Genomic DNA, 13411 nt, shown 5'->3' on the forward strand with positions numbered 1-13411 from the left:
TCAATCTTCGTTGGTAACAAACATTCTGGGTTTAGGTGGCTCAATGCCATCTTTGCCAAACTGCCGGGCAATGTTTTCAAGCATATAATAATACGTATCCCAATAGGTATCACTTTTGGTCCATACCCGAACATCGTAATCGCGTGAGTTTGCGTTCAGTTTTGCAATTAACACATCGTGGTCGCGGTCTTTCAGGGCATAAGGGCAGGCATTAACTACCTGCATGATAGACGCTTTTGTGGCATCCAGACCGTTCTGATTGCCAACGGTATAGACCTGATCGACCCGAATAATACCTCTCGTACTAATGTTTGTGATGGGCGAAGTCGATAGAGAACCGTTGGGCAGAATTATAGTTCTATTATCCAGTGTAAGCAGAACCGTATCGAAAATACGAATTGCTTCGACATTCCCCGTAAATCCCTGCGCCGAAATAAGATCGCCTACTCTAAAAGGTTTGAAGGTCAGAATAAGAACACCCCCGGCAAAATTGGCCAGGCTTCCCTGCAAGGCTAAACCCACCGCCAGACCAGCCGCTCCAATGATGGCCACAAACGATGTAGTTTCAACCCCGAGAGTGCTGGCAATACTCAATAGCAGCAAAACTCGCAGTAGGGCATTAACCAACGACAGCAAAAACGGCTGAACATCGCGGTCGACATGCCGCTTTGTCAACACCGATGCGAGCAGGCGCATGATCCAGCCAATGAGCCAGAGCCCAATAATTAGGGTTATAATTGCCAGCAAGATGCGGCCACCGTAAACTGTCGCAAAAGTAAGCACCTGATCGTAGATGCGTTGGGCGTTTGTCTGAGCCTGTTCCATGAATGGTGAATGGGATTGGTTTGACTCTCAGACGTGAAGAAACAGAAAGAGTAACTACGCTTTTGCAGACGTTTTGTTACAAACAGCTTTTTAAAGCCAGTTTTTGCGCCTGAATATCCAGACCGTGAGAGCTGATGAAAACACCATCATCGCCAGCGCAAACACATAGCCATATTTCCAGTGTACTTCGGGCATCTCATCAAAATTCATCCCCCAGATGCTGGCCAGAAGGGTTGGGGGTAAAAAAACCAGCGACACAACGGTAAATATTTTCACGACACGGTTCTGCTCCAGATCGATCAAACCGAGGTAGGTATTTTGCAGAAACTCCAGCCGTTCGAAAATGAAATTAGTATGATCGATCAGCGAGTTAATGTCTTTGATAAGCGTTCGCAATCGTTGCTGTTCCAGATCATTGAACCACCCATCCGAACGAATCATGGCCGAAATAACGCGCTGTTTATCAACCACATTCTCCCGAATCGACATTGTCAGCTCCTGATAATCGTTAATATTCAGCAGCATTTCACGATCAAGATTGGCATCCAGATCAAGCATTCGATTAATAGCCTTAATTTCGCCCGAAACCATTTCAACCAGATCGGCATCATAATCAATGCGCGATTCGAAAATGGAGATCAGGATTTGAGCACCGTCGCTGAAAACGGCCCGTCGCGATTTGATACGTTTGACCGTATCGGCAAACGATTTCAGATCGGCGTTCCGATAGGTAAACAGCGTATCGTCTTTCAGAATAAAACTTACAGGAACCGTTATGTAGCGTTGTTCGGCGTCGGGGATCAGAAAGTTAGAATTGGCGATCAGAAAATCGTCTTCCTCAATATAGCGCGAACTACTTTCAATTTCCAGTTGCTCCTGCTGACTCAAAAAATCGACATCAAATTTTTCTTCTACGCTCTTGATCTCAGCCGGAGTCGGATTTTGAAGATCCACCCAAAGTGTCCGTTCGGTATCAGAAAAAGAATCAATGTCGCGAATTTTGCGAACGGCCGTTTCATCGAGTTGAAAGATGCGAATCATGAAGTTGAGCGAAGACGTTAATAGGTTTGCAGTTTGCAAAGTTCACAAAAAAACGGGGCGCTCGAAAGCTGCCCCGTTATCGTTTCGCTAAGTATTTCCGGCAAAAACGCTTACTTCTGCTCGTATTTGTCTTTATACATCTTATAGAGCCGCTTATGCCGATCGTCGAGATTAACTTTACGACCCTGGATAAATGCCTGCTCAATCACGTTCGAACGCATATCGAGCGCATCGCCCGCCGAGACAAACAAGGTTGCCTGTTTGCCTTTTTCGACGGTTCCGACCATGTTGTCGATACCCAGAATCTTTGCATTATTCGATGTGATCAGCTTCAGCGCTTCTTCGTGGTTGTCGATACCAAATCCGGAAGCTGTTCCGGCCAGAAAAGCCAGGTTACGGGTCCGCCACCAGCCATCGGCGTAGCTCAAGCCCACCAACACCCCTGCTTTGTGCAAAATACCGGGCATCCGATAAGGCAGGTACACGTCTTCGTCTTCGCGGTTGGGCAGCCGGTGAAGCTCGCTCAAGATAATGGGCACGTTATTTTCTTTCAGGAACGTTACCACCTTATGAGCCTCTTCGCCACCAACAATCACTACTTTAGGAATTGCGAGAGCCTTCGCAAACTTCACAGCTTCGATAATATCTTTGCTATAGTCGGCCCGGATGTAGAGATTTTGCCTGCCCGAAAATAAACCACGCATGGCCTCAAATTTAAGATTTGTAGGCGTTGGATTCTTAATGGCCATGTAGGCTTTGGCATCGGCAAATGTGGCTTCCAGTGCACTAATGGCTTCTGCACGTTTTGCATTTTTCTGGATCGTTACCGAGAAATCTTCAAAATTGAAGTTACGGGCAAAATAGCTCGGCCAGTTTACCCAAATACCATCGTCTTTTTTCAGAACGGCATCTTCCCAGTTCCAGCCATCGGTCATCATAACGCTCGAACTCCCCGATACCGTACCCCCCTGGGGCATAGCCTGCGTCAGTAGCACACCGTTGTTACGGATGGTCGGAATGATTTCAGAATCGGTGTTATACGCAATCAGTGCCCGAACGTTCGGATTCAGTTCACCAATTTCCTGCTTATCGACCGTAGCCTTAACGGCACCAATTTCCTGCAAACCAACCGTAGAAGCAGGCGAAATAAGGCCCGGATATACGTGTTTACCCGATACACTAATCACCTCAGCACCCGCCGTTGGCGTACTGCCATCGCCAACGGCGGTAATAACGCCTTTATCGAAGACAACAACGCCATTCTGAATTACCTGTCCATTACCGATATGGATGGTCGCGCCAGTTAGTGCAATGGCCCGCTCCTGCGGTCTGGCCGGTGCGGGATTCTGGGCATAACTCGTAAGCACGCCCAGAGTGAGTATTGATGTAAGTATTTTTTTCATGTTCGTTCGTGGGAAAGGTTAAGTTTATGATTTATCGTTTATGGTTGCGCTGCATGAGTAGGATGTATACCAATAAGCGGGGCAACCATAAACCCAAAACCATAAACCATCTCCCCTATTTAATTTCTTCTTCGCCTTCTGCCATAACCCCTTCAATGTCTTCGCAATGCCACATACGCGACCGCCGGAATGTTGGTCGCTGGGTTGGCGTACCGCTGGCTTTAGCCGCCAGCGTTTTCTGAATCAATCGAGCCCGTTCTGCCTGCATGGCATCGCGCTTGGCTTCTTCGTCTTTCTGGCTGAAATAAATAGCCCCTTCGATCATGGTAAATTCCGGGCGGGCATAAATTGAAAGTGGGTGTGTATTCCACAGAACCAGATCGGCATCTTTCCCGATTTTCATACTACCCATGCGATTGTCGAGATGAAGAAGTTTAGCGGGATTCAGCGTCACCATTTTCCAGGCATCTTCTTCCGCCACACCACCATATTCGACAGTTTTGGCCGCTTCCTGGTTCAACCGACGTGCCATTTCGGCATCATCGGAGTTGATTGATACCGTTACGCCCTGGCTCTGCATCAGCGCTGCATTGTAGGGAATGGCATCGTGAACCTCCATTTTATAAGCCCACCAGTCGGCAAACGACGAGCCCCCAACACCGTGTTTCGCCATTTTGTCGGCCAGTTTATAGCCTTCCAGAATGTGCGTGAATGTGTTGACCTTAAAGCCCAGCGAATCGGCCACTTTAAGCAGCATATTGATCTCTGACTGCACATACGAGTGACAGGTAATGAACCGCTTGGCAGCCAGAATTTCGGCCAGGGCATCGAGTTCGATATCGCGACGGGGCGGAACGGCGGTAGCTTTCTCTTTTGCTCCTAGCTTATTATAATCAGCCCAGCTTTTGGCGTATTCTTTTGCCCGTGTAAAATGATCCATATAAACCTGCTCTACACCCATCCGCGATTGAGGAAAACGGTAGCCAGCACTTGGATTGTTCGACTGTTTTACGTTTTCGCCCAACGCAAATTTGATAAAGCCATCGGCTCCTTTAATCATCATGCCTTCTGGCGATTCTCCCCATTTCAGCTTAACAATGGCCGATTGCCCACCAATCGAGTTTGCCGATCCATGCAGCAGTTGAGAGGCCGTAACGCCACCCGCCAGTTGTCGATAGATGTTCACATCTTCGGAGTTAACGACATCCGACATTCGTACTTCGGCCGAGCTGGTCTGACCACCTTCGTTAATGGTCAGCAAGGCAATGTGTGAGTGTTCGTCGATAATGCCTGTGGTGAGGTGTTTTCCCGTTCCGTCGATCACGTTCGCATTGGCCGGTGCCGTCAGGTTTTTACCAACTTTCGAAATTTTCCCATCCGTAACCAACACATCGGTATTGGTCAGGATACCTTCTTTTTCGTTGGTCCAGACTGTAGCGTTCTTAACCAGTACCGTTTCGGCTTTGGGCTTTTCCAGATTTCCCATGCCCACAAATGGATAAACAACGGCCGTGGATGAAGTAGCCGAGGTTGACCGGGCCGCCGTAACGGCCGTTGTCGACTGGGGTGCTTCGCCCGATTTGGTAGCCGACCAGGTTATAGATTTTCCGTCGGGGGTTTCGCCATCGCCTTTAATGCTGGTTGGCGACGTAAAATACCCCGTCAAACGGGTCGTACCAGAACCCGGACGACGGCTGAGCTGGGTCTGAATCGAGATAATTTCGCCACTAACCGCCACTTTAGGCGTAATCTTGGTTGTGTCGACCAGAATCTGGTATTCGGGCTTATCGGCCGTTTTGCCAGTAATGTTCAGTTTGACATTACTCTGACTACCGATAGTAAGCTGCCAGCTTCCACGCAGATCGAGCGCATCTTTTGGGTTGACAATAAACTGCTTTCCGCGAATCCAGTTTTCGTAAATGACATTATCGGGGCTGAACAGATTGCCCGATGTAATAATGAAATTGGCAATCCGACCTTTCTGCAACGAACCAACCATATCGTCAGCCTTTAGCAGTTTAGCCGGAACGGTTGTCAGTGCCTCCAGGGCTTTCTGCTCCGACAGTCCATTTTCGATAGCTTTGCGCAAATTGGCCCAAAACTCATTCGTATTTCTCAAACCTGAGGTTGTCAGTGCAAATGGAACATTAGCACTCGCCAGACGCCCTGCATTCATGGGAGCCATTTCCCAGTGTTTCAGTTCGGATAGGGCAACATTGTCGGCGTCCCAGGCATCTTCAACATCATAAGGCTGTGGAAAATTGATCGGAACGATCAGCGAAGCACCCGTTGCTTTAATTTCGTTAAGCCGCTGATATTCGTCGCCCGATCCTTTAATAATATACTGGACCCCAAACTCATCGCCAATTTTATCGGCCCGCAGAATACCCAGCTTGTCGCCCGCTTCAAAAATGGCAGGTAAAGCCAGGTTATGATTCAACGCATCGAGCGACAGATTCGACTGTTCTTTGCTGCCTCCGCGCTTATACCAGTCGGCGTCGTACATAGCCTGACGTAGCAAGGCTACCGACCCCATCAAAGAATTTGGGTAACTCTGCCGCGAAGTTCCTTTGCTGAACGAATAGTGGGCAGCCGCTTCGGATTTGAGCACCAGTGTGTTTTCCCGGTCGTCGGAAAGCGTAACCAGAGCCCCCGTTCCCCGAACAATGCCATCGTGCGGGTGCGTCAGAACGGCACCAAATCCGAGTTTCCGAAGTTCATCGGCTTTGGCAGGTACGACCTTGAATAGTAAACTGCCGCTATTTTCGGGCTGAACAGCCTGGTTCCAGTAATACGCTCCTTTTTTGTTCGATTCAATTTGCGGAGCGCCACTACCCCGGCCACCGGGAGCTGCCCGGGGAATTTCGGGCATTCCATAGTCTGAATAGATGTCGATCAGCGCAGGGTAAATTCGTTTACCTTTCAGATCGGCGATTACAGTTCCGGCAGGTACACTGACAGCCGTGCCAACAGCTTCGACACGACCATCTCGAATTAAGAGTGTTGCATTCTGTAAGGTAGTTTGGGGGTCAACGACGATCGTCGCGTTGGTGAAAGCATACAATCCTGGGCGCTCATCGTAGACACCATTGCGGGGAAAAGTGGTCTGAGCTACAGCAGAATAAGCCAGACCAGCCGCCAGTAGTGCCGTCAGGAAATGTCTCATCATGAAATTGACTGATTAGTTGATGATTGGGGTTAACTGCCAAAAATACGGAATTTAAGGTATGCTTATGCGCATAATCCAAAGATTATTTTGCCAAACTGCATCATCATGGATATATTATAGTATGGATAAAAATTGTTACTTTAAAGGCCAATATATCACAGCAATCATGCGTCATTTCCTTTTATTTGGCCTTCTTATGGCATCAACTGTTGCTGCTGCCCAAAGCAACGAAGAGTTCATGAACCAGACTACCCGCGATAAGCTCAACTACACCAACGTCACGTCGTCGATTACCAGTTCGTTATTTACCATCAAAGGCCCTGCCGGAAAACTACTGGGCGATCCTTATCTGGACACCACCTGGCAGACCGGCACCGTAAAGTTCTATAACCGAATCGGAACTTCGCTCACTACCGACTCACTGAGCAATATTCCGGTTCGGATCGACCTGAATGCCAATGAGGTGGAGGTCCGGGCTGGCGCCAAAGACATCAGAGTTGTTAACGTCACAGCCGTTCTGTACGTCGACATACATACGTCGAATGGCAAAAGTCGTTTCATGAACGTACATGAGTATCAGGTAGAGGGAAATAATCTCACTGGCTTTTTCGAGCAGACCGCAACGGGCAAACTCCAACTGCTGCTTCATCCATCTATTTATCTGCGTCGGGCCAATTATAACGTTGCCATGAATACGGGCTCGAAAGATGATGAACTACTGAAAAAGTTCGATTGGTATGTTGCTCAGGGAAAACAGGCAAAAAAATTCTCTCCGGGCAAAAAAGCATTGCTGGAATTGATGGCCGATAAAAAAGAACCGGTTGAAGCGTATCTGAAAAACGAAAAACCCGATTTAAAAACACGCTCAGGCCTGGTTTCCGTTTTTAGTTATTACAATTCCCTTTAATCGTTTTTAAACCAGTCACCAATTTTCTGCTGCAACAATAAGGGGTTAAATTGCGTTTGGGTAACATATTGGCCACAGACCACAAAGAGGCTTAATGACTTATCTCTCAACCAACTACGGACTCTTATCCACTCAATGAAAATCCTCGCGATCGTTTTTGCGGGTTTATTCTTCATCAGTTCGTTCTTTACCAACTGTCGGGCAGGAAAGCTGGCTCCGCCCGACACATCAACACAAAACGACAGTATAGATACCCCTATAGTAAAGCCGGGCTATAAAGATATTGCCGATGTGCTGAAACAGTGGTTTCCCCGATTACCGATTACGCCCCACGATTCGGAATCTCTCCAGGAAGGTAAACGATTTATACTGGTTATTCCGCAAATTGGCTATACGCTCCAAACGCGTGGACTGCTGGCGGTTGTGGTCAATGCAGCTTTTCGGCAGCCGAACGCCAATATGTCGTCCATCACGGCAACGCTGCAATACACACAGAATGGCCAACTTATTGCCATGCTCAATTCGTTGGTCTGGAGTGCCGATAATCAATTTCTCTGGAGCAGCGACTGGCGACTGATGCATTATCCGCAGGCAACCTACGGGTTGGGTATGTACACCACAACCGACCGGTTTGTCAATATGGATTATGCCTATCTGCGCATGTACCAGACGCTTTCCCGCCGGTTGTCAAGCAATTTATATGCAGGTATTGGCTACTCGCTGGATTATCACTGGGACATCGACAGCTATACTACACATCGGGAAATCAGGTCTATTTCGGGTTATAAGCTGGGCGTTACGGGTAGTTCGATTTCATCGGGACCAACACTAAGTTTGCTCTACGATAGTCGGCGTAATGCGATCAATCCCAACGGAGGCTTATACGTCAATGCCGTATTTCGTGCTAACATGAGCCTGTTGGGCAGCGATGAAAGTTATCAGTCGCTATTGATCGACGCTCGTAAATACATCCATTTCCCGGCAAAATCCGACAATATTCTGGCTCTCTGGTCTTACAACGCCTTTACGTTAAATGGTAATCCACCTTTTCTGGACTTACCCAGCACAGGCTGGGATTATACCGGCAATTTGGGCCGGGGATTCATTCAGGGACGTTTTCGGGGAAAAAATCTAGTCTATGCCGAAACCGAATACCGTTTTCATATCACCAACAATCGGCTGATCGGTGGAGTAGTTTTTGCCAACGCGCAGTCCGTTACGGAGCAAAGTAGTGGTCAATTCGAACGAATTATCCCATCAGTTGGTACTGGTCTTCGCCTGAAAATGAACAAAATTTCGCGGGTTAACTTCTCGGTCGACTATGGGTTTGGGTTCGATGGGTCGAGTGGTTTTTTCTTCAATTTAGGTGAGGTTTTTTAATCAGACACCTTACTTTACTTACCTGGTGCTCAAACATTTACTTGTCAGACTGCTTATCAAAAATGAATTAAATTCTGGGAAAATCTGTGTAATTTACCAGCCATATCTGTCGCATTCACTGCACCTTTATCGCCTATTGCCATGAACCTCCAGCCCCAACTTTCCGAAAAATTAAACTGGTTGCAAAACAGCTTTTATTTCATCAGAAAACACTATATCGTTGTTCTTGGTGCAGGCCTTGTTGCGGGCTTTGGGCGAGTGGTTCAACTGGGCGGTTTTGGTCCGATTTCTTCCACAACTCACCTCTTGCTGGAAATTATCATCGAAAGCGCCCGAATTATGTTGGTTCTCTACGTTCTGGGCCTGGCTAGTGTCCGAAATGGGCTCATACGAATTGGCCGTTTTTTTACACAGAAAACCAATCGAAAAGCGCAATGGGACATTGCTGTTCAAAACCTGAAAAAACAGTGGCTGTCGATCATACTGAACCTGATTGGCTTTGCCGTCATTGCCTGGACGCTCAACTATTTGATAGACCTGCTGGCCTATGAAACCTGCCTTTATCTTACACTAAAAAAAGACGGTATTCTGGCCCAGTCGGCTTCAGAGTGGACGCTATTACTTTTTTTCAAAAACCTGTCGGTGATTCCGTTTACACTCGTTTTTGAGACGTTATTTATACTCTGGATTACCAACAAACTACAGCGTAAGGCTATTAGTCTTAGCTAATGATTCGGCATTAATTCCAGTCAATCGTTACTTTTCGGCCCGTGTCGACTGCCTGCAAAATGGCTCCAATCAGTTTCATGTCTTTCCAGCCTTCTTCGCCAGAGGCCAGCGGTTTCGTATTATCCCGAATCGACTCAACAAAGGCATCCATCTGGGCAATCTGCTGAAAACGGGGTGATGCAACATCCATTGCCCCTTTGCTTGTAATGCCCTGCGCACCGGTTGCGTTATAGGCAGGTTCCAGTTTGAACCAGCCCCGTTCGCCCGTTGCATAGAGCCGGTCGATGTAAGATGAATAAGTTGTCCGGCAATCGGCAATGGTTCCACCGGGAAACTCAAACTGCCAGAACACCATTTCATGAACGTCTTTAAAATGTACTTTATCGAAGGTAAAGGCCTGGGCAGTCACGCTAACCGGATCGAGATTAAGCGTTCGGCGAGCCCCCTGAATAGCATATACGCCTAAATCCATAATGGCTCCACCTCCGCCTATCTTCTTGTCGAGTCGCCACGAGTTTGGGCCCGGCACCGTAAAGCCCAGCGCCGACTCAATCACTTTCACATGGCCAAAAGCATTTTCGGTAGCCAACCGACGCATTTCCAGATGATGCGGTTCAAAATAGAGCCGGTAGCCAACCGATAGTTGCACTCCGGCTTTGTTGCAGGCCGTAATCATCTGCCGGGCTTCTTCGGCATTCATCGCCATCGGCTTTTCGCAGATAACATGCTTACCCGCCTGAGCCGCCCGAATGGTGTATTCGGCGTGTAGGAAATTGGGCAGCACAACATAGATAATGTCGATATCGGGGTTGTTCCGAATCTGGTCGAATGTCTGGTAACTGTAGCTATTTTTGGCTGGAATAGTGTATTTCTCCATCCAGGATTTAGCTTTCTCAGGCGTTCCGGTTACGATACCGGCCAGGTAGCAGTTTTGTGTTTCGAGCAATGCAGGTGCTAGCTGGTTGGTGGCATAGTTACCTAATCCCACCAGAGCAACACCTAGCTTTTTGGGAGCCGGTTGTTCAGCCAGCAATCCTGATGGCTTAGCGAACATCCCCCCCACTGCCAGTGTAAGGGTCTGCAATGTGGTTCGACGTGAGATCCGGGTAGCCATCATCGGGGTTTTATTCTTCTACTGTTGCTGGCACAACGGATTGTCCCTCAGGCTTTTCAGCAGCCGGACTCCGCCGACGTTTTTTCCGACGTTTAGGTTTGGTTTCGTCCTGCCCGTCAGCAGTTGCGGGCATTGGCAGACTCCCCTGCGGTTCGGCAACCTCAGCGTTCGGCACCGCAGCAACAAGATCACCTTCTGGCCGAACCCGACGTTTCCTGTTCCGTTGTCGGCGTTTTTTACGTACGTCCGCCTGTTCTGCCGATTCGTCTGCCGTTTGCGTTATCGCATCTGCCGTAAGTTCAGCAACGGGCTGCTGCAGAACACTGTGCACTTTCTTCCGTTTCTTATTCCGGCCTGCACTACCATCTTTCGATCGTTCTTCACCGCGCGGTTTGTCTCCACGACCACCGTGAGATCGGCCACTATAGCGCCGGGGATCAAACACGGGCGATTTACCCATACCCAGCTCGTCGGTAATGGATTGTTTTTCAATTTCACGCTCTATGAGTCGCTCGATCTTCACAATCCGGCTCTGATCCTGATCACTAATAAAGGTTATAGCGGTGCCCGTTGTGGCAGCCCGCGCGGTCCGGCCAATTCGGTGTACATAATCTTCGGCATCGCGGGGAATGTCGTAGTTCACGACATGCGTCAGGTTGTCGATATCGATTCCCCGCGACAAGACGTCGGTTGCTACCAGAATCGGGAAGGCTTTGTTTTTAAAGTCCCGTAACACCACCTCACGATCATCCTGATCGAGATCGGAGCTGATACCACGCGCTTCGTAGCCCAGCTTACTCAATGACCGAACAATGCTGTTGACCTCCGACTTACGCGACGTAAACAACACCATGCTTTGCACCGGTTTCTGGCTGTTTTTAATCAAGTGTACGAGTAAGGGAAGTTTCTGACTATCGTAGGCCATATAAAACTGCTGATCGATACCGGCTGCCGGTTTGGAAACTGCCAATCGGATTTCTTCAGGATCAACCAGAATCTGCTTCGAGAACTCACGGATTTTATTAGGCATCGTAGCCGAGAAGAGCAGTGTTTGGCGCTTCGTTGGTAGTTTGGCCACTATATTCAGAATGTCGTCCGAAAAGCCCATATCGAGCATTTTATCGGCTTCATCGAGCACCAGGTAGTCGATCTTATCGAACTTAACATACCCAAGCTGCATGTGGGCAATGAGTCGCCCAGGAGTCGCAATAATAATATCAGCACCTGTTTCAAGGGCTTTTCGCTGTTTGTCCCAGTCATCGCCCTTACCTCCGCCGTAAATAGCAATGCTATTAGCCTGCACAAAGTAGCCAAATCCTTCGACCTGCTCATCAATTTGCTTGGCCAGTTCCCGCGTAGGAACAAGAATAAGCGTGCTGGTATGGTCGTGATCGGCGTGTGAAATTCGATCGAGAAGTGGAATCAGGTAGGCGGCAGTTTTGCCGGTGCCGGTCTGAGCGCTGGCAATAAGGTCGCGCCCAGCAAGGATTTTCGGGATGGCCATCTCCTGTATGGGAGTAGCCTTTAAGTAGTTCATGGCGTCCACACCGGCCAGTAGGTCGTCGTGGAGATTAAATTCCTGAAATGTCAAGGTAACAGCTAGTGAGGGTGAAAAACCGCTGACCTTGGTTTCTGGGTCAGCAAACCGCTTGATTTGGAAACAAATATAACGAAAAACAAACTACTTATCCATCATTTTGCCGAGGTCAAAGGCGACATTCTTGCTATTTTCAGGCAATTATTGCCTACCTTTGTGCTTATGATCTCCCAACGGGCTACAGTTTCTCCTTTCCGACATCGTCGCTATCATCACGGCTGCTAAGCCGCTGTTTCCTACTTATCCCGTACTTTTGCTCCAGCATTGGCTAAGCAAATCCCGATAGAAAATCTCATTCGACGATTAGCTTATCATTCACAATCAACGAACTACGGACTGTATTCAATGAATTACCTATCCTAAGTCGTATATCATATACCCAGTAATGTCTTCTGTATTACGTATTGCCCTACAAAAATCCGGTCGGCTGAGCGAAGATTCGTACCAGCTTTTCAAAGAATGTGGTATCCGTTTCGATTACGGGACCGGTAAACTCAAATCTGTTTCGTCGAATTTTCCCGCCGAATTCCTGTTTCTTCGCGACGACGATATCCCTGGTTACGTAGACGATGGCGTGGCCGACCTTGGTATTGTTGGTGAAAATGTGGCCGTTGAAACGGCCCGGCAGGTAACCATCATTCATAAGCTCGGTTTCTCGAAATGCCGTTTGTCAATCGCTATTCCGCGTGGCAGCGACTGGGCGGGCATTAAGAGTCTGGATGGCAAAAACATTGCCACTTCCTACCCCAATTTACTTGGTCAGTATCTGGCAGATCAGGAAGTTCGGGCCAATATTCACGAAATTAGCGGGTCGGTTGAGATTGCTCCAAGCATCGGACTGGCCGAAGCCGTTTGCGATATTGTCAGCTCAGGAAGCACGCTTTTGAGCAATGGCTTAAAGGAAGTAGAAACAATTTTCCGCTCCGAAGCCATCCTGATTGCCCGCCCCGACCTGGCAGCCGACAAGCAGGCATTAGTTGATAAACTGCTGTTCAGAATTAAATCGGTACAGGCTGCCAAGAACAACAAGTACATTGTTCTGAATGCACCCAACCATGCCCTCGATCAAATTACGGCCCTCCTGCCCGGTATGAAAAGCCCGACCGTAACACCATTGGCTACCGAAGGCTGGAGTTCCGTTCATTCGGTATTAAACGAAAATGAATTCTGGGAAAACATTGAAGCCATTCGGGCCGCTGGAGCTGAAGGTATTCTGGTTATTCCGATTGAGAAAATGATTTATTAG

Annotated in this window: 10 protein-coding genes; 4 read left to right on the forward strand and 6 right to left on the reverse strand. The window is 48.3% G+C overall.

Features of this window, described 5'->3' with window-relative positions; translation table 11 throughout:
• The 4 genes from WBJ53_RS20170 to WBJ53_RS20185 form a co-directional block, all read right to left on the reverse strand.
• On the reverse strand, nt 1–825 hold the full coding sequence (locus WBJ53_RS20170; protein WP_338869455.1) for a mechanosensitive ion channel domain-containing protein: 825 nt from the start codon (nt 823–825) through the stop codon (nt 1–3).
• A 90-nt stretch (nt 826–915) separates the two neighbouring features.
• Nucleotides 916–1866: a magnesium/cobalt transporter CorA gene (gene corA / locus WBJ53_RS20175; RefSeq protein WP_338869457.1), complete on the reverse strand. Its 951-nt coding sequence runs from the start codon at nt 1864–1866 to the stop codon at nt 916–918.
• Nucleotides 1867–1976: 110 nt separating this feature from the next.
• The gene (locus WBJ53_RS20180) at nt 1977–3269 is read right to left on the reverse strand and encodes an amidohydrolase family protein (RefSeq protein WP_338869459.1); all 1293 of its coding nucleotides are present in this window, start codon (nt 3267–3269) and stop codon (nt 1977–1979) included.
• Between the two features lie 115 nt (nt 3270–3384).
• A complete protein-coding gene (locus WBJ53_RS20185; protein ID WP_338869461.1) occupies nt 3385–6438 on the reverse strand; it encodes an amidohydrolase family protein in 3054 nt (1017 codons plus the stop codon).
• Between the two features lie 166 nt (nt 6439–6604).
• Here WBJ53_RS20185 and WBJ53_RS20190 point away from each other — a divergent pair, with 166 nt between their 5' ends.
• The 3 genes from WBJ53_RS20190 to WBJ53_RS20200 all read left to right on the forward strand — a co-directional run bounded on the left by WBJ53_RS20190 (nt 6605) and on the right by WBJ53_RS20200 (nt 9454).
• Nucleotides 6605–7345, forward strand: coding sequence for a hypothetical protein (locus WBJ53_RS20190; protein ID WP_338869463.1), 741 nt, complete (start codon nt 6605–6607; stop codon nt 7343–7345).
• Nucleotides 7346–7480: 135 nt separating this feature from the next.
• Complete coding sequence (locus WBJ53_RS20195; protein WP_338869465.1) at nt 7481–8725, forward strand: BamA/TamA family outer membrane protein; 1245 nt, start codon at nt 7481–7483, stop codon at nt 8723–8725.
• 141 nt (nt 8726–8866) lie between these two features.
• Entirely contained in the window at nt 8867–9454 is a 588-nt protein-coding gene (locus tag WBJ53_RS20200; protein ID WP_338869467.1) for a hypothetical protein, read from the forward strand.
• 10 nt (nt 9455–9464) lie between these two features.
• Here WBJ53_RS20200 and WBJ53_RS20205 read toward each other — a convergent pair whose 3' ends face one another.
• Together WBJ53_RS20205 and WBJ53_RS20210 are read right to left on the reverse strand one after the other, a co-directional pair.
• Nucleotides 9465–10571 (reverse strand): Gfo/Idh/MocA family oxidoreductase, encoded by a 1107-nt coding sequence (locus WBJ53_RS20205; protein WP_338869469.1) that lies wholly within the window; start codon nt 10569–10571, stop codon nt 9465–9467.
• Nucleotides 10572–10578: 7 nt separating this feature from the next.
• Complete coding sequence (locus WBJ53_RS20210; protein ID WP_338877212.1) at nt 10579–12105, reverse strand: DEAD/DEAH box helicase; 1527 nt, start codon at nt 12103–12105, stop codon at nt 10579–10581.
• 445 nt (nt 12106–12550) lie between these two features.
• Between WBJ53_RS20210 and hisG the strand changes: the two genes are divergently transcribed.
• Nucleotides 12551–13411 (forward strand): ATP phosphoribosyltransferase, encoded by an 861-nt coding sequence (gene hisG, locus WBJ53_RS20215; RefSeq protein ID WP_338869471.1) that lies wholly within the window; start codon nt 12551–12553, stop codon nt 13409–13411.

It is taken from the genome of Spirosoma sp. SC4-14 (assembly GCF_037201965.1).
Taxonomy (GTDB): Bacteria; Bacteroidota; Bacteroidia; order Cytophagales; family Spirosomataceae; genus Spirosoma.

What these genes read in the sequence shown, in the direction of transcription:
- WBJ53_RS20170 (WP_338869455.1), bottom strand. Translation starts at nt 825, where the DNA reads ATGGAACAGGCTCAGACAAACGCCCAACGCATCTACGATCAGGTGCTT.
- corA (WP_338869457.1), bottom strand. Translation starts at nt 1,866, where the DNA reads ATGATTCGCATCTTTCAACTCGATGAAACGGCCGTTCGCAAAATTCGC.
- WBJ53_RS20180 (WP_338869459.1), bottom strand. Translation starts at nt 3,269, where the DNA reads ATGAAAAAAATACTTACATCAATACTCACTCTGGGCGTGCTTACGAGT.
- WBJ53_RS20185 (WP_338869461.1), bottom strand. Translation starts at nt 6,438, where the DNA reads ATGATGAGACATTTCCTGACGGCACTACTGGCGGCTGGTCTGGCTTAT.
- WBJ53_RS20190 (WP_338869463.1), top strand. Translation starts at nt 6,605, where the DNA reads ATGCGTCATTTCCTTTTATTTGGCCTTCTTATGGCATCAACTGTTGCT.
- WBJ53_RS20195 (WP_338869465.1), top strand. Translation starts at nt 7,481, where the DNA reads ATGAAAATCCTCGCGATCGTTTTTGCGGGTTTATTCTTCATCAGTTCG.
- WBJ53_RS20200 (WP_338869467.1), top strand. Translation starts at nt 8,867, where the DNA reads ATGAACCTCCAGCCCCAACTTTCCGAAAAATTAAACTGGTTGCAAAAC.
- WBJ53_RS20205 (WP_338869469.1), bottom strand. Translation starts at nt 10,571, where the DNA reads ATGATGGCTACCCGGATCTCACGTCGAACCACATTGCAGACCCTTACA.
- WBJ53_RS20210 (WP_338877212.1), bottom strand. Translation starts at nt 12,105, where the DNA reads ATGAACTACTTAAAGGCTACTCCCATACAGGAGATGGCCATCCCGAAA.
- hisG (WP_338869471.1), top strand. Translation starts at nt 12,551, where the DNA reads ATGTCTTCTGTATTACGTATTGCCCTACAAAAATCCGGTCGGCTGAGC.